We start from the raw sequence: 16,202 nt of genomic DNA, 5'->3' as shown, positions 1-16,202 counted from the left end.
TGCTCTTCGGTGAGTTCATTGGCTGCTTGGTTTGGCTGCATCAACCGACCGAGCAGCCCACTCACCTAACCCGCTTTGTGAACTACTGATTCTTCGCTGGATCTCTTCCGTGCTCTGATATTCTGTGTGTAGATTTGATAAGATTGAGAGCGGGGTTTCAGTCCGGGTCAATTCCGCGAGTTCATCTTCTGTGATTGGGATCGCTGTGAGACAGTCTTGTATTGCTTCTAAAAGTAACTTTCCGCCAGCGGTCGGTTCGATATTACCTCGATAAATTTTAACAATACCATGTTCACGAAGTTCTGAAAGATGCTTTTTCGCTGTCTTTCGTGATGTCTCTGCGCGGGAGGCAACGTCACCTCGCTTGGTGGGGAGTGAGAGATTGTTTACTGCACGCAAAATATCCAATCGCTTTGTGTCAACAATCCCGTTCATAACCTCTCGAACACTGAGTTCTCGGCCAGATAGAGGATGTGTTTGTATAGACATGTTTTGAGTGATCAAACGTGTGATCTATGGTTTTATCTGGCGGCTTCTTCTGGGCCTGTTGTGAAGTGCCTTTCAACTTCCATCGGCGAGGTCTAGCTGATGTGTAATAATACACAGCTACCTCCTTCGCCCGAAGGCTCTCCCATCATTGGTCACGCAATTGATTTCGGTGACGATCCTTTCGGGTTTGTTGATCGCGCCACGAGCGAATGTGGCGACGTCTACTGCATGGAGTTGCCGGGTACAGATGTGTATGTTCTCGCGGGGGCGGAGTATCTGAAACAGGCGCTCGTTACGGATGTCGATGCGTTTGGCAAGACGGATGATTTCAATCGAGTATTTGGGAACGGGGTGCTGTCTACTGAAGGCGAGCAGTGGAGTCGTCAACGTGATATTCTACAACCGCTGTTTCACCCCGAACGGGTGAGCGGCTATGCGGATAATATGGTTGCTGCAACCCAGCGTCGGCTCTCAACGTGGGAAGACGGTGAGAACCGGGATATCGAATCTGAAATGCAGGATCTCACGATTGAGATTCTATTCGCAACACTGTTCGGTCGTGATCTGGCACCCGGCGAAGGTGACGATCTGCGCGATGCATCGGACGGTCTCAACAAGTGGTTTGTTCCGACTTCCTGGTTGCTCCCTCTGTGGGTGCCGACGCCATCCCGCCGCGAATTCAGCAATTCGGAATCGCGGCTGCGAGTCGAAATCCGCCGATTACTCGCGGAGTATGAATATGCCGATAAATCGGGCACGGTGACGCTCGCTGATCAAGTAGGGCAATCCGCCTCCGAGAGCCAATCAGGTGGTTCAGAGAGCGAAACGTTGCTCTCGAAACTGTCTGAGGCAGGCGAGGCAGCAGGTGATGACCATCTAAGTCCCGAGGAAATCGAAGATCAGATGCTGACGATGATTTTCGCCGGGTATGAGACAACAGCGGCCGCTATCGCGTTCGCTTTGTATTCGCTGGCGGCCGAACCCGATGTCTGCGCCGCGTTCCATGAGGAACTCGACACAGTGCTCGATGGAAGGCCACCGACGCGAGATGATGTGAGCCGTCTCGATCTCACCAACCGAATCGTCACCGAGACGCTTCGCCTCTACCCACCTATCCATACGATCCCTCGACAAACAACGAGAGAGGTAGATGTCGGGAGCTATCGGCTTCCGTCGGATGAACAGGTACATCTCTCGGTGATCTCGATCCATCGTGACGAGCGGTACTACGACGCCCCGCTGGAGTTCCGACCTGAGCGCTGGACCGATGGGTTCGAGGAGCAGTTAGACGATTATGCTTTCATTCCGTTCGGGGGTGGACGACGGACATGTATTGGCCGAGAGTTTGCCCGGCTTGAAGCAACGCTCGCGCTCGCGACGATCGGTCAGGAGTTCGATCTCGAATGGACCGGTGACGAGACAGACATTGCCATTGAGCCAGAAATGACGACGAAGACGCAGAACGGATTGCCGATGACACTTCGAAAACGATAGTTGGTTTCCTCCCGTCTCGTAGCCAGCGCTTGTGGATTGGTGAGTTATAGTGATTAGCACTGATTTTTAGAGTTCTCACATCACAGGTTGTTGTCTTGTTGCGGAGGTTCGTCACCCCACACAGGGGGCAGAGGAGTATGTGGTTCACGCGCGGCTCGGCGCGGTTGCGGACGTTGCCGAACAGCGACACTGGCTGACGGTCATCGATCCCGAGGTGGTGGACTCATCACCCCCAACCGACAGCTCAAATGGTGGACCTGCTGTAGACTGAGCAACCTGCGATCGCTCTTCTTGGAACAGTATTGAACTCCAGTCTCGGTTCAGTGGCTATAGTGTCGGTCGTTAATTCTGAGAGCTTGGGACTCCAGGTCATCGGTCATCAGCAACCAATACGCTTGTCTCGTTCGGGGGGAGTTCTCAAAACTAGCAGCCGACCTTATACCTCCTTGCTAAATAGCAGATGACTGCCTCTGATCGGTTGTTTAGCAAGATCGAAATCACCAGCGAAGCGTCCATTGGCATCGAAAATCCACCAACAAGACCGATAGAATAAAGTAGGGTGAATCGCGTCATCGGCCATGCCCGAGTGCGAGAACTGTGGCGCGTTCGTGACCGACCAGTACGTCCGGGTGTTCGCACCCCCTGAAATGGACACCGTACGGGTCTGTCCCGAATGCCCTGATATGCTCCGAAGCGACGGCGAGGTTCGAGAAGCTAAATCCCGTAGGAAGTAGTGACCGGGCCAGCGATCCTGCACTCCAGTCGCCGGCTATGGGCCGGGGAAGACGTCGACTATACCACCAGTCTGATAGTTTGGTCCCTTCGTGAAAATCAGATTACAACAAACTGGTTGGCCCACGGTCATTCGAAGAGCAATACGTCACCGACATCTCCTGTTGTCGTTCGGTAGCGGCAGCGGTATCGTCGCTGAGGTGAGCGTGCTACTCGACGGCTACTCGCCGTCGCGAGATGCAACGTCCCACTCGGTAATGTCGGTCCAGAATCTCCTTTGTATGGGTAATGCTAACAAGGTTTATTGAGAACGCAACTGTACCCTCAAAGACACACAATCCAACATATGAGTAACCCACCGCTCCCTCCGCCTTCAGTCACACTCTCGCTAACCCCTGAACAACACTGGACGCTCCACCACGTCCTCCTTGACCGGATTGACAAAGAATCAACCGAAGTAACAGCGGACGTTGATCTACCGCCAACAGAAGTATTCCAAGCCTTCGAGACGCTTGATAGCGGTAACACTCAATTCACGCTTGCCCAGCTCGAAGCGATCCGGGACGTTCTCACAATGTATCAACGGTCTCCGACCTGGTGGGAGGTCGAACGGCCGCAACTCGAACAACTTCTCCACCGCATTACCCAGCACATCGAACAACTCCAACCAACACTAGGCGGTACGTGACACCCCCATCCTACTCCGCTCGCACTCGCTCTCGCGGTCCGGTGTGAGTAGATGCTCGCTCCAACCTTTGGAGCCTTTTCTCATTGCTTGGTTCGTTGCTGGCCCCGTGCTCACTACTTCCTGGACCATTCGGGCATCCCCGCCCGATGAACCATATGGCGGAGAAGCGGTGTCTCAAACGCTCCCAGCCACCGAAAACGGCGAGTAGACTCATGTGGTGCGAGACGCAACACCAGACCATGGCCGAACTAGTCTATGAGTGTGTCAATTGTGACAATCGCGTCCGCGACGCCGAGGGCAAGCACTCCTCTTCGTTCGCTTGCTCGGAGTGTCGGGGTGTAATGCGGCTTGTCGACAGTTCTTAGACTTCTCGCTTGTCGTGACGAAACTCAATACTCGTGGCTGAGCATCGTATTTCCACTTGCATCGGTCACCGTCACTTCGTCCCCTGTATTGTTCCAGATCGGTGCCGAAGCGCCCCAGTACAACCCCGTATCGTCGTCGGACCCAGAACCCGTATGGAGTGTCACCGATTCACCCGGCGACAGCGTCACGCCCTCCGGAAACGCATACTCGTGGCCGGCCTCGTCGTGAACCACCGACCCGGTTAGATCAAGCGTATCGTTTCCTGGGTTCGTGAACACGAGATATTCGTCGTTCAGATTTTCGTATTCGTCTCCTGCTGCATTGGCGTGGATCTTCGAAAGCGACAGCGTTCCCCGACTGCCGGAGTCCGACTCCGGACTGTAGGCGTCGAACAGCGGAAACGAGGTGTCGAACGCCGTGGTGTAGGGAAGCGACGAATCATCGTTCACCTTGTGCGTCGCGTCGAACACTTGATCCTCGTTGAGCCGGAGATCCGATCCCAGCTGCTCCACGAGGGTATTCAGGTTCTCCCGTGCAGTGGCGTTCGCTGCCGCGCTGCCCAGAAATACGACTGCGCCGCCGTTGTCTCTGAACTCCGCGAGTAGATCGATTTCAGTATCGGTATAGGGAGAGGCGGGCGACGAGACGATCATCGCTCGTGCATCGGCGAATCGCGCCTCCCTGAACTCGTTGACCTGCTCGAACCCGATGCCATCCTGGCCTTCGAGATAGTGCTGGTAGTAGGCGGCCTCTTCGTTGGTGATCGCGTACTCCACGCTGAACTGACCGTGACCGCCGTCAATGAGAACCGACCCGGACCGGTCACTGAGATGGTCGATGAGATTCGTAAGGAAGACGAAGTTCTCGAAATTCGCCGTATCGACTCCGAACCCTTCGGCCTTCTCGTACTTCTCGTCGATGAGGAGCCCGCCGATCATGCCGGTTCGAGCGTCGGTATCGATCCCAACCAAGGGAATTCGATCGTACTCAACGCCGTGGTCGTGATCCTGCAACTCCTGTCGGGCAGTCGACTCCGCGGACACCGGTACGCGGTCGTCCGCGAGCGCTCCCGAGTCGGTATGAATGCTCGACAGTTTCGGGATGAAGAGATCGGTGACGGGACGATCACGGGATTCGGTCGTCGCTTCGGGATTGCTCTCCGCCCATAGCCCAACACCGTTCGTGCGAGCTTCGTCTTCGGCCGCCCAGAACTCCGCGTGGTGTGTCAGACTGGAGCCGTACACCCGTGCGAGACCCTCTTCGATGAGAGCGCGATTGTAGAGGCGCGCTTGGCCGTCGTCCTCGGAGGGCGTCTCGACGTACATCAACAATCGGTCGTACTCACCGCGTATCGGCTCGTTTTCGTCGAACGAGACAGTGACAGTTGCTCCAGCGAATTCGGTCTTCGCGTACTCCTTTGCGTTCTCTCCCCACTGGGCGAGATAGTCGGGCTCCTCTAGCCCTTCCCACTCCTGTGGTCGTTCGAATTGCCGGTTGCTCTCTGTCTCGGGGGCATCAATCCCGATCACCCGGAGCTCTTCGGTCGCCCCGTCGGGAAACTCGACATCCAACGTGTCGCCGTCGGTGACGTTCGTGACACTGACTTCGTAGGTTTCGCTCCGGCTGTAGTCGGGTGCCATCGTCCTTTCGTTCTATACGGGTTGTAAGAAGCATTTGGGAACTCGGCAGTTGATTGATGAAAAGAGTACGTGAGCGGGTTGACCCACCACGATACTGCCTTTGATCTGGGTTCTGATGAAGGCATTTCGACCTCATTATCGAGGAGGCCGAAAAGCACCCTGACATCCTCGACGACCCAGCTCCTCTGGTGCGAATGAGCACCGACATGCACTCGCCGACTCCTACGTCGGACTCTCCTCGCGCAGATTTCCTGAAACCCGCGGTGAGTACGTAACCAACGTCAAGCAGCGCTTTGGAGTGGCTGGCATCGACATCCCCTACCCGCAGGTCGACCCCTCGGGAGGGGTCGGGATCGAGAATCCACAATGGTTCCCCCAATCGGCCGAATGATCCTTGCTGGATTCAGGCATGGAGCATCGGCGTGGGGCCATCGGCCAGTGTTCGGCTTCACCTCGTGATCGTCTACTGAATTCCCATTGCTTCGATCTGTTCCTGATACCGATTCCGGATAGTGACTTCGGTCACCTGTGCAACGTCGGCGACTTCGCGCTGGGTCTTCTTTTCATTACAGAGTAATGAAGCGGCGTAGATTGCAGCAGCAGCGTACCCCGTCGGCGATTTCCCCGAGAGGAGCCCCTCTGCTGCGCTGGCTTCAATGACCTCGTTAGCTTTGGATTGGACTTCTTCGCTCAGATCGAGGCTGGAACAAAACCGGGGAACGTATTTCTGTGGATCGACCGGTCGCATTCCGAGTTCGAGTTCGCGGGCAATATAGCGGTAGGTNACGTATTTCTGTGGATCGACCGGTCGCATTCCGAGTTCGAGTTCGCGGGCAATATAGCGGTAGGTCCGGCCGATCTCTTTCTGTTCGACGCGAGCGACATGAGTGACCTCCTCCAAGCTGCGGGGGATTCCTTCTTTGCGACAGGCAGCATAGAGAGCGCTGGCGGCCACGGCTTCGATGGAGCGTCCGCGGATGAGGTCCTCGGAGAGCGCACGTCGGTAGATGACCGAGGAAACCTCTCGAACCGAACGGGGCACACCGAGTGCGCTCGCCATCCGGTCGGTTTCACTGAGTGCAAACTGGAGATTGCGTTCACCGGCGTCTTTGGTTCGGACCCGCTCCTGCCATTTCCGGAGACGGTTCATCTGTGACCGTTTTTCGGCGGACAGAGAGCGGCCATAGGCGTCTTTGTCTTGCCACCCGATCTGAGTAGTGAGTCCTTTGTCATGCATCGTTTGGGTGGTCGGCGCGCCAACGCGGGACTTGCTCTGTCGTTCGGAGTGGTTGAATGCTCGCCATTCAGGACCGCGGTCGATATTGTCGGTTTCAAGAATCAGGCCACAGTCATCACAGACGAGTTCTCCTTGATCGGCGCTATTGGTGAGACTGGCCGACTCACACTCGGGACAGGCTCGTTCGTCCTCCGTTTCCTGCGCTAGCTCCTCGGTTTCGGTATTGCGCTCGCGCTGGCGGGTAGGACGCTCCATTATGATTTTATAATGATTCATGCGTAAACCTTTGCCGTCGTTTCAGTAAGAGATCCGATATAAATGCAAGAGTTAGCGCCCGCTCAAATCTGCTGCTGGGACTTCCACTCGTGTTCCAACCGTTCGATCTCCTCGGCAAGCGCATCCATCTCGTTTTCGAGGCGATCGTGGCGCTGCTGGAGCTGTTCGAGATCGTTCGGCACCGCCCCCGTCTTTCCAACGAGACCGGCACGATGCAACCCGAGATGCAGATCCTCCCGCGCGGTGGCGTGANCTTGCCAGCCCTCTCAGAGATGTGTATAAGAGACAGTCCTTCGACGCTGTGGAGCCACCGCGTCGGGACGTCGATCGAGACATCATGAAACGCGAACTCCTCAGCCTCGGAATCGTCGGCTTCCTCGGGAGCCATGAGCGCCGAGACGGTGACCGAAGCGACGTCGCCCGGCTCCTCCAAGAGATCGCGGCCCGTCGTCCCTTCGGCCTGATAGCCGGTAAATACCACCTTCGCGTCCTGGTAGTGCTGGCTCATTTGCCACAGATAGAACGGCGACCAGCCGCCAGTGAACATCCCGCTCGGCGCAACGATCACGGGGGAGTCCTCGCCGTCGACGAGTTCGTGACGGTCCTCGACGGTCTCGGGCGTGCGAGCGCTATCAGGGACGAACGGCTCGGGGTCTTCGGCGTTGATCCGATAGTTCACAAGCGATTCCGCGACGTGCTGATCCGTCGCAAAAGCGTTGTAGACCGCCATCGAGTCGCGGATCATCCCGTCGTAGACAACATCCACCTCGCCGTCGACGTCCTGTTCGAGAGTGGCCTCGCGCTCGCGGAACAGCTGTAGCACTTCTTGGGAGCGTCCGATCCCGAACGTGGGGATGAGCACAGGTTGATCGTTTTGTTGGGCCTCGACGACGGTCTCGTAGAGGTCGTTTTTCGCGCTCGACAGCGACGGATGCGTGAGCGTGTCGCCGTAGGTGGATTCGAGGATCAACTCGTCGGCGAGCGGCGGCTCTTCGATCGCGGGGAGATGGCCCGATCGCCCACCCAAGTCTCCAGAGAACACGACGCGCCGGCCGTCGGCGTCGAGTGCGAGCCACGTACTGCCGAGCAGGTGGCCGGCGTGGCCGAAGCGGAAGCCGATATTGTAGCGACTCCCGCCCTCGTAGCCGTGTCCCTCGAACCGATTGAGGACCTTCTCGACGTCCTCAGCGGTGAACTGCTGGGGCTCGCCGAGTTCCTCTGCCTGTAGCTTGTGAATCTTCAGCGAATCGTGCAACAGGATGTGAGCAAGCGCGTTCGTCGGCCGTGTGGCGATGATCGGGGCATCGTCGGCCAACAGCCCGCGCTGCTCGGCGACCGGGAGCGCACCGATGTGGTCGACGTGAGCGTGGGTGAGAAACACCGCATCGACTTCTCCAGGGCCGAGGCCGCGGAACAGCGGATACTCCGTCTTGTAGCCCTGTTTGATGCCACAATCGACGAGATACGTCCGGTCGCCGACGTCGATCTCGAAACAGCTCCGGCCTACCTCGCGCACGCCACCGCGCGGGAGGATCTGCATCTCGGGTTGCATCGTGCCGGTCTCGTCAGCCTCGGTCACGGTCGGCGTAGCGTCAGCATCCGTCTCGCTCATTGATCATCCTCTTCGAACCACTGCCTGAGTGTGTCCCGGTTCGGAAACACGAACTGCTTGAACTCAGCTGTCGAGCTCGACTCACCGGGCCACTCGTCGCGACGGACTGTGACGCAGATGTGCGGCTCTGATACCGGGATCTCTTCGCCGGTCGCTGGACAGATCTGTGTCTCGTCCTCGCGTCCTGGACGTGTCCGACGGTGGACGGTACTGAACTCCCACCCAGACTCTGGGTGGAAAGCCGGAAGTGACGGCCACGACTCGCCGGGTGGAGCATACTCGTGAACGATTTCTTCGAGCGACTGTGGCTGCGACGGGGACGTTCCGTTCTGTGAGGACATCATGCGCCTCCCGACCGTTGACCGAGGTCGTCGAGAGTCCGATCGGTATGTCTCTCTGTCATGACTTTTCCCGCCGAACGATCCACAGTGTCGGTCCACAGTCCGTATCGTTGTATCGCTCGACGATCAGCCCATTCGACAGTGGTGAGTCGTCCTCGATCTGCGGGAGGTGCGACCCAGCGATCGCACCCGATACCTCCGGGCCGATCTCGGCGAGATCTGACGCACGAAAGTACCGATAGCTGTTGCCGTTCTCGTCGGTTTCAAGCAGTGTCAGTAGTGTGTCTTCTACTCGCTCGCGGTTAGTGCGATCCTGTATGATGGTCATAGTGTTCACCGTTTTGGTACCTGTGAACGTTGGTTCCGAGGATGGCGAGACTCGGGGCACAGATCTGTTCGTTTTCGGGTACGACGGTGCTGCATACCACTTACTCTTTCGTTTATGCTGGTCAGCGTCGGAGCGACCACTGATTCGTCCCGCGAACGCGGGTCGCGTAGGCGTACACGGTGTCGACTTCTCTGTCCCCGTGGTCGTGCTCGCGGTGGCCGTCGGTGCGTCGGCGATTGCAGGTGTCGCAGACGGCCATGCCGCCGGGACTACCGACGGGTGTGCCGGAAAGCATCGCGGGCGTGAGTTCGCCCGTTTCGCGCTCGATCATGCTTTGGCCTCCCGCTCGTCTTCGCCGAGTTTGCGGAGTTCGCCCCACCCGACAAGGCTGATACCACCGTGTTCGCCCCACGAAACGATGTCCACGCGCCCGTCCTCGTAGGCATACACCGAGGCACCGAGCACAAACTGAACGCTCTCCAGGCTCGGCAGGGCGCGCTCGCGGTCGCTCATGCTTCGGTCTTCTCGGGTTTTGAGACGAGGGTCGTTCCCCGCGAGCGGCACCACGCGAGTCCGTATCCGTCGGAATCGAACGATATGGGATGGGTGTCGTCACACTGTGAGCAATCGTACGTTTCGCGGTCGCTCATCGGTCTGCCCCCGTGGTGCTCTCGCTCGCGGCCTCGAACGGGAAGAACGTCGCGTAAGTGCCGGTGTCGGTGTTGTCCTCGCTGACGATGTACGTCGAGGGGCCGGTCGGCGCGTTGACGTGGATGACGCCGACGGGCTGGCGGTCGGTGCCGTTAGGGGACGTTTCCGGCGCGAGCGCACACAGCGTCTTAATGATTCCTCGCCGGAGCGCCGCGCCGTGTTCGTGTGTATCGCGCTCGAAGCGGGTCTCGTGAGTGTAGCGCGCGAGAACGCCCTCGATGCTCTTGCCGTAGCGGTAGGTCGCGCTCGGCTCGGGGGCTCCGTCGGTGGAAGCGGTCGTGAACGTCTTCGGGTCGCCGTTGGGCCAGTGCGTGCGGGCTTCGACACGCCCATCCGCCCGGACGACGAGCGCCCAGTCGCCCACCGCGTGGACTGTCTCGCCGTCCGCTTCGCTGGTTGGCTGCTGGACGGTGGTCGATCCGTCGGGTTCTTGTCCGCTGGGTTCGTTCGTGATCATGGTTGTTGGCCGAGACAACCAGCCCGCGCGTCACAGCGCGCGGGCACTTTCCTCGTTAGAAAATGCCCCGAGGGGCCGGTCTGTCTCTACTACATCGCAATAGCGCCATGCACTTAACGTCTCCTCTTCTCGGTTACGGTCTATTATTGTCCTCTTGCGGTTTTCGTCGCTCACGGACGGTGTGTGGCGCTGGCTGCGGGACTGTGCGGTGTGGTGAAGTTGGACTTGTCATAATGGCGTATGCCCGCCTCCGCTGAGACGGCAAACTGACCGCTTCTCATCGTTCACGCGCTCGGAAAATGCGACTGTTCGGCGGGCTGATTAGGCGATTGGCGAGCTAGTGGCCGTGGTTAGTCGCTGTCTGTCGAATCGAGCTTTCAGGGTCGTTGCTCCACGGGTAGAATGACCCTCGACGGGTGGGTCCGTCCATGTCGCCGTCGTTGCCGAGCGGGTAGCTGCCCCGAAAGTACGGGTTACCGTCGATCCCGTCGCGGACGTGAAGGCGAAACTCATCGCCGTACTGTTCGGCGGTCGGCCGGAGTTGTTCGCTCGTGCGGCCGTGATCGACGCGTTCGGCGGTGACGAACCGGGCGAGTACGGTCTTCCCGCTCTCGCTGACTTCGACAATCTGGGCGAGTTCGACGTTCGTCTGGTTGTAGCCCCAACTGGCGGAGATATACGCACCTTCCCATGCCTCGGTAACGGTCTCCGCGTCGGCGTCGAATGTGCTATCCTCGTCGTCCTCGTGGTTGTTGTCCGGCTCGTCTGGCTCACTGCTCCTGTCGCTGCTATCATCGCTCTGCGGCCCGCTCTCGTCGCTCCCATCGTGCTCGACGCGCCCGCCGTCGGCGAGTGCTCGCGGAGCCTCGTCGTTCGTGTTCGCGGTGGGTTCACTGGTATGGTCGTCGCTGCCGGTGTCGTTCTCGAAGAGACATTGGCTCGCGGCGCGTTCGCCGGTAAGGGTCTGCTGGTCGTCGTCGGTGTCGGCGAATAGCGCGCGCTGCTCGCCGCCGTCGCTGCGGGTGACTACTGTGCGGTCGTCCACTCCGAAACTGCTGGCTTCGGGCTGGGCGATTCGAGTGTCACGGTCACGGTGATCCACCGACGCACCGAACGCTTCCAGCGACGTTTTGACGCTCTCCTCGGAGGGTTCAATCCCGTCGGTATCGCCGTCCTCACCGATAGAAAACGAATACTGCTGGGTGACAGTCGGGGAGTCGGTCATTCGGCGAGCACCTCCTCGACGCGCTCTTTCTGGTTGGGGTCGATTCCGAGCTGGCTGATGACCATGATGGCCGAAGCGTCGGGATTGGCCTGCTCGAAGCGCTCGACGCGCTCGGCGAGCGTTTCGCTGTCGTCGTTTTCGCCGTCCACGTCTCGATCGTCGTCGCTGCTGTCGTCTTCGCTGACGGCGACGTGAACGCCGTCAATGTCGGGGATTTCGCCGGCCACGAACGCGGCGCGGTAGGCGTGCTTACACCACGGCCCGCGCTGACCGTCCGGGCACGTACAGGTTCCGTCCGACAGGTCTACCGTGTAGGTGCTGCTCGAACCGCTGAACACCGTGTATTCACCGTCATCGACAGTTGCCTCGACGTGGAAGAAGCTATCGAGCGCGCGGTGGACACGCTTTGCGACGGCTTCGGTATCGCGCTGGTGGTTGGTGGTCGGTGCTTCCGTCTGAGGTGTTTCGTTCGTGCTCATGGTTGTTGGCCGAGACAACCAGCCCGCGCGTCACAGCGCGCAGGCGCTTTGATAACGCCCTGTGGAGCCGGTCTGTCTCTACCCCACCATATTAGCACTATCCACTTAATCGTTTGGCTTCTCGGTTACGGTTTGTTATTGCTCTCTTGCGGTTTCGCCGCTCACGGACGGTGTGTAGCGCTGGCTGCGGCACTGTGCGATGTGGAAAGGTTGGGCTTGTCATAATCGCGTGTGCTTGGCTCCGCTGAGACGGCTAACTGACCGCTTGTCGCCGCTCGTGCGGCGAGAAAAGCCGGCGGTCCGAGAGAAGCGTCCGGCGCGAGCGTTACCGGCTACCCTCCCGGCGAGCATATATCGCACACAGCCGGCGCTTGGCCGACCGAGGCGCAACCGGATCGTCGCATGTGGCGTCAGAACACCCGCAAATCACGCAGTTCATCGCTCGTCCGGGTATGCGATTCGGCCAGTCCATGATCGGGTGTCGCACCGACCATTGAACCGGAACGAACCTCTCGCGCCGCAGGCTTCGCAGCGATAGAACTCCTCCCAGTTCCGGTTACTGCTGTCTTTGGTGGCCGCGATCAGCGCGATCTCGAACCGCGCACCGCAGGACTGACATTCCGATTTCTCGCCCGCACCGACAGGTCCATCGTCGAAATGTTCGACCTCGTTGCCCCAATGGTCGGTCTGTGGCCGGTGATCGTCGGTGGTGGTGTCAGTCTGGATGTCGTCGTTGTCGGTTTGGCGAGCCTGTGTGGTCCCGCCGTCGGTGGCGATCTGCTGGCTGGTTTCGGTTGCCGCCGCCACCGCGCTCGTCCGCACGAGCGGGCGGGTTTCGATCTCGTCCTGATGGACACAGTTACCGTTGTACTTGTGACCCTTGCAGGAACAGCGAACGATCTCGCCCTCATCGTCAACGAACACCGAGTGCGCTCGGTCGGATTCCGGGCGCTTGACGTTGATGACGCCGTTGTGGCAAACCGTGGTTTTCAGGCCGATGCAACCGGACGTTTCTTGCCCGTTGGATTCGTAGGCGCTCATGGTCTGTGTGGCTGAAACAGACCGGCCCGCGCGCTGAGACGCGCGGGCACTTCCTTTCGCTCGAAAGTGCCCCAAGGAGCCGGTCTGTCTCTACTCCACCGTAATAGCCCTATGCACTTAATTGCTCGCCTTCTCGGTTACGGTCTATTATCGCACTCTTGTGGTTTTAGTGATCGTGACCGATATGCAGTGCTGGCTGCGGCGCTGTGCGGCGTAGGAACGTTGGGCTTGTCATAATCGCGTATCTGCGGCTCCGCTGAGACCGCCAATTGCGCTTTCTCATCGCCTTCCACATTAGCCTGTTCCGTATAGTGATACCATCGCTGGTTTCAGTTGGTGTGGGTACGTGCTGGTTTGACTGTAGCCTAATACCCCAACCTTCACGTCACTGGGTTTCGTACTATCGTGTATGTCGGATCAAACCGAACGCGAGTGGACTGACGACGGCAAGTACGCGGAGATGTATCCAGTCGAGAGAGTGTACGAGCTGGTCCAGCAGGCTCCGCGACAGGTCGCGACGACGGCGGACATCGTTGAAGCGATGGGATGCACGCGAGCGACTGCACGGCGGAAACTGCGCGATCTCGCGGTCGAGGGGAAAGTCGAGAAGCGCCAACCGTCCGACCGCCTCGTACTCTGGTATCTGCCCGAAGACGAGACTGATACGACACTCAAGCGCCTGAGCAACGAGCTTGGCGAGGCGATCACGGTCGGTGATACTGTCTACGAGGACGGGGACAAGCACCCGGCTGCCACGGAGAGCTAGAGCTGGTCGGTCACGAGATCGAGACGACAAATCGACGAGCGAACCTTACAGGTCGCGGGACTGCACCGTCTTGCGGTCGTTATCGCTCGCTCGCCGTTCAGCGTCTTCGAGCAGGTCTTGGACTTCGCTATCGAGCGCGTCGTAGAAATCCGCCGCGACGTTCATATTGTCGAGTTCTTCCTTCACGGCCGATTTGACGATGGTATTCGCCACAGACGCGCTCTTTTGTCCGTTCTCTTGAAAGTATCTATTTCACCAGCAACAGATCGGACCCTAGTCCGCGTGGAGCTGGTGGACTCGTTCGCTCACCCAGTCGAGAACAGCGAAGAGGACGGCCAAGTGATGGGACTCAAGCGAGACAGACTCTGCGCTGCCAGCGTTCGGCGGTGGATGAAAGTGCATCCGTGGCGCGCTGGTTTTCGGATGGCGATCCCACCGGCACTGGTATGGATCAGTCGTTTCTCCGTACTCTTCGAGGTAGTGGAACGAGTAGTCACCAGTGGTGAACCACCGGATGTCGATACGCACACTCGTCACATCGGGTGGGTAGGAATCTGCGTCCAAGAAGAGGCGAAGCATACGTGGCGAAAGGCTGGATGGATCGAACTCCCACTCGTCGACGAGTGAGTGAGTTGTGGCACGCTGGGCGAGCGTTTGCAGCGTTGGCACATCGAGCCGACCACTGGGTAGCGAATCGTCGCTGCGCTCGTTGTCGTCGTCAGACATCAGAGTTAGTGGCTACGCCGATGCCGACGTCTTGGCGTTCCCTTCGCTGTCTCGTTCGGCACGGTGGATGGCCTGTTGGAGGACTTCGAGATCCTCACGGACACTCCGCCAGCGTGTTAGCCCTTCCCATTGCTCGTGGATCGACTCGTGCTCGACATGCTCGAACACCGCCGGAGAGACCGCGTTCGGATCGGGGGCCTCGAAGCGGTCCTGGAACGACTGGTCTTCTTCGAGAAGGGCGTCAACCTGCTCACGGAGGTCGGACACGGAGTGCTCGCGCGCAAGCGTGTCGACGCGCCTCCAGCGAAAGTACGAGTCGTTGCGTCGGTACTCTCTGGGGCGGTCGCCCTGATACTCAACGATACCCATCTCGATGAGCTGCGAAAGCACTCTGCGAGCCCCATCGGTCGAGCAGTCAGCACGCTCACCGATCTCCTTCGCGGACGTGTACTCTGTGGCCCCGGTGATCACATCGTAGACCCGCTGGAAAGTCGTGCGCTCTTCCTGCCACTGTGTCCGGGCGGTACCAGCGGGTGGTCCGTGGGTAGTATCGTCAATTGGGTTCTCATCGCTCATGCTCCGCCCTTCTCGCCGCTAGCCTATATATCTTTCTTGAAGTCGAAATATATCGATTTCCAGCGACTGGCCAGTCGCCGACCAATCACGGTTGATCCTCGTGCCGACGGCGAAAGGAGTTCGAACTGGGTGTACCACCGGTCGGTAGTGCGAGCCGTTCGACACCCTCTGTCCCGTTCCAGGCATCCGGAGCATTCTCGTGAGCCGCACCGAAGCGTGGCGCAACGGCACGTTTGCGTTCGGTGTCGGAGAGATACCTCAGATACCCAGCGACAAGCACCCAGCCGACGGCTTTCGATCCGCCCGACGGATCATCCGAGGCGCTGGGCGGGCTGCTCTCGCTGCTGACTGCTTTCGTGGTGTGTCTCCCGTCTGGGTTCATCCGTTCATCGCCCGGCTGTGAGCGCTGTCTGCGCGCCTCTGAGAACAACGACGTTCCGGCTGGCGCTCTCCGGGGTCCTGCCTGTGGTGTGTAGTCGGGCGTAATCTCCGCGTAATCGGGCGTAGTCGCTGCGTAGTCTGACGTGTTCTCTGTCGTCTTCGGCGTGTTCGTTCCTGCTTCAGGCACGCCTGCGGGCTTCTCCGCCTGCTGGACTGGCCCCCGAAGATCGTGACACGCCTGCTGGCCCCCGACGTGCTGTCGCGGTCGAACGCTGCTACCGTCGCGGTGCTGTGGCGAGCGAGCGGCTGCTGGCGAACCGCCGCTGGTGCTGTGGCGATCCGCACTGCAGCCGCACCAGCAGTTGGCCCCCGGCCATGCTGATGCAGCACTCACAATCCTGGATGTCTACCGTTGCTGTCGCTGTCGCGGTCATCGCCACCGCCACTGCGCCACCGCCACTGCGCCATCGCCATCGGTGCAGTCACACGCAGCATCTCGCCGGCCGGACCCCCAGTAGGAGCTACGCTTTGCTGGACCCCCAGTTAGCACTCAGTGTAGCTTCAACTGTGATCTTGCGAGTCTTTCTCGAATTCGACCGGATAGAGCTGGCGTAGCTTGATTCGTGCGTCGTCGGTG

The 16,202-nt window shown here is 59.2% G+C and carries 19 protein-coding genes; 4 read left to right on the top strand and 15 right to left on the bottom strand.

The genetic code is table 11. The annotated features are described in order from the left end of the window. Positions 1 to 15 precede the first annotated feature (15 nt). Complete coding sequence (locus C450_RS21430; RefSeq protein WP_152424395.1) at positions 16 to 435, bottom strand: hypothetical protein; 420 nt, start codon at positions 433 to 435, stop codon at positions 16 to 18. A 153-nt stretch (positions 436 to 588) separates the two neighbouring features. On the opposite strand from C450_RS21430, the gene C450_RS04455 reads away from it, so the two are divergent. The 3 genes from C450_RS04455 to C450_RS23650 all read left to right on the top strand — a co-directional run bounded on the left by C450_RS04455 (position 589) and on the right by C450_RS23650 (position 3,403). Continuing rightward, positions 589 to 1,983, top strand: a complete 1,395-nt coding sequence (locus C450_RS04455) for a cytochrome P450 (protein WP_049909835.1) — start codon at positions 589 to 591, stop codon at positions 1,981 to 1,983. 578 nt (positions 1,984 to 2,561) lie between these two features. Beyond that, complete coding sequence (locus tag C450_RS22320; protein ID WP_169317807.1) at positions 2,562 to 2,717, top strand: DUF7563 family protein; 156 nt, start codon at positions 2,562 to 2,564, stop codon at positions 2,715 to 2,717. Between the two features lie 344 nt (positions 2,718 to 3,061). Continuing rightward, positions 3,062 to 3,403 carry a DUF7853 family protein gene (locus tag C450_RS23650; RefSeq protein ID WP_080510254.1) on the top strand — a complete coding sequence of 114 codons (342 nt, stop codon included), beginning with the start codon at positions 3,062 to 3,064 and terminating at the stop codon, positions 3,401 to 3,403. 389 nt (positions 3,404 to 3,792) lie between these two features. Here C450_RS23650 and C450_RS04450 read toward each other — a convergent pair whose 3' ends face one another. From C450_RS04450 to C450_RS22015, 10 genes are all read right to left on the bottom strand, one after another. Continuing rightward, positions 3,793 to 5,409, bottom strand: coding sequence for a lamin tail domain-containing protein (locus C450_RS04450; protein ID WP_005040562.1), 1,617 nt, complete (start codon positions 5,407 to 5,409; stop codon positions 3,793 to 3,795). Positions 5,410 to 5,872: 463 nt separating this feature from the next. Beyond that, positions 5,873 to 6,901, bottom strand: coding sequence for a transcription initiation factor IIB (locus tag C450_RS04445; protein ID WP_005040561.1), 1,029 nt, complete (start codon positions 6,899 to 6,901; stop codon positions 5,873 to 5,875). A gap of 7 nt (positions 6,902 to 6,908) precedes the next feature. Beyond that, on the bottom strand, positions 6,909 to 8,462 hold the full coding sequence (locus tag C450_RS04440; protein WP_449271548.1) for an MBL fold metallo-hydrolase: 1,554 nt from the start codon (positions 8,460 to 8,462) through the stop codon (positions 6,909 to 6,911). A gap of 471 nt (positions 8,463 to 8,933) precedes the next feature. Continuing rightward, positions 8,934 to 9,203, bottom strand: a complete 270-nt coding sequence (locus C450_RS04430; RefSeq protein WP_005040556.1) for a hypothetical protein — start codon at positions 9,201 to 9,203, stop codon at positions 8,934 to 8,936. Between the two features lie 121 nt (positions 9,204 to 9,324). Next, the gene (locus tag C450_RS04425) at positions 9,325 to 9,534 is read right to left on the bottom strand and encodes a hypothetical protein (protein WP_005040554.1); all 210 of its coding nucleotides are present in this window, start codon (positions 9,532 to 9,534) and stop codon (positions 9,325 to 9,327) included. Continuing rightward, entirely contained in the window at positions 9,531 to 9,716 is a 186-nt protein-coding gene (locus tag C450_RS04420; RefSeq protein ID WP_005040552.1) for a hypothetical protein, read from the bottom strand. The genes C450_RS04425 and C450_RS04420 overlap by 4 nt, the downstream gene beginning before the upstream one ends. A 133-nt stretch (positions 9,717 to 9,849) precedes the next feature. Next, entirely contained in the window at positions 9,850 to 10,371 is a 522-nt protein-coding gene (locus tag C450_RS04415; protein ID WP_005040548.1) for a hypothetical protein, read from the bottom strand. A gap of 337 nt (positions 10,372 to 10,708) precedes the next feature. After that, positions 10,709 to 11,596, bottom strand: a complete 888-nt coding sequence (locus C450_RS04410) for a hypothetical protein (protein WP_005040546.1) — start codon at positions 11,594 to 11,596, stop codon at positions 10,709 to 10,711. Further along, on the bottom strand, positions 11,593 to 12,075 hold the full coding sequence (locus C450_RS04405) for an SWIM zinc finger family protein (RefSeq protein WP_005040544.1): 483 nt from the start codon (positions 12,073 to 12,075) through the stop codon (positions 11,593 to 11,595). The genes C450_RS04410 and C450_RS04405 overlap by 4 nt, the downstream gene beginning before the upstream one ends. 435 nt (positions 12,076 to 12,510) lie before the next feature. After that, complete coding sequence (locus tag C450_RS22015) at positions 12,511 to 13,116, bottom strand: hypothetical protein (RefSeq protein WP_005040541.1); 606 nt, start codon at positions 13,114 to 13,116, stop codon at positions 12,511 to 12,513. Positions 13,117 to 13,525: 409 nt separating this feature from the next. On the opposite strand from C450_RS22015, the gene C450_RS04395 reads away from it, so the two are divergent. After that, on the top strand, positions 13,526 to 13,882 hold the full coding sequence (locus C450_RS04395; RefSeq protein ID WP_005040537.1) for a hypothetical protein: 357 nt from the start codon (positions 13,526 to 13,528) through the stop codon (positions 13,880 to 13,882). A gap of 45 nt (positions 13,883 to 13,927) precedes the next feature. Here the strand turns inward: C450_RS04395 and C450_RS04390 are convergent, their stop codons facing one another. The 4 genes from C450_RS04390 to C450_RS23645 form a co-directional block, all read right to left on the bottom strand. Continuing rightward, positions 13,928 to 14,095, bottom strand: a complete 168-nt coding sequence (locus C450_RS04390; protein WP_005040534.1) for a hypothetical protein — start codon at positions 14,093 to 14,095, stop codon at positions 13,928 to 13,930. A gap of 60 nt (positions 14,096 to 14,155) precedes the next feature. Continuing rightward, the gene (locus C450_RS04385) at positions 14,156 to 14,608 is read right to left on the bottom strand and encodes a hypothetical protein (RefSeq protein WP_005040532.1); all 453 of its coding nucleotides are present in this window, start codon (positions 14,606 to 14,608) and stop codon (positions 14,156 to 14,158) included. Positions 14,609 to 14,620: 12 nt separating this feature from the next. Continuing rightward, positions 14,621 to 15,184, bottom strand: a complete 564-nt coding sequence (locus C450_RS04380) for a DUF7342 family protein (RefSeq protein ID WP_005040530.1) — start codon at positions 15,182 to 15,184, stop codon at positions 14,621 to 14,623. Positions 15,185 to 15,269: 85 nt separating this feature from the next. After that, a complete protein-coding gene (locus C450_RS23645) occupies positions 15,270 to 15,566 on the bottom strand; it encodes a DUF7388 family protein (protein ID WP_005040527.1) in 297 nt (98 codons plus the stop codon). Between the last annotated feature and the right edge of the window lie 636 nt (positions 15,567 to 16,202).

The sequence above is a fragment of the Halococcus salifodinae DSM 8989 genome (assembly GCF_000336935.1).
Taxonomy (GTDB): Archaea; Halobacteriota; Halobacteria; order Halobacteriales; family Halococcaceae; genus Halococcus; species Halococcus salifodinae.
The sequence above is the reverse complement of the archived record's forward strand: the minus strand, read 5'-3'. Positions and strand labels throughout refer to the sequence as shown.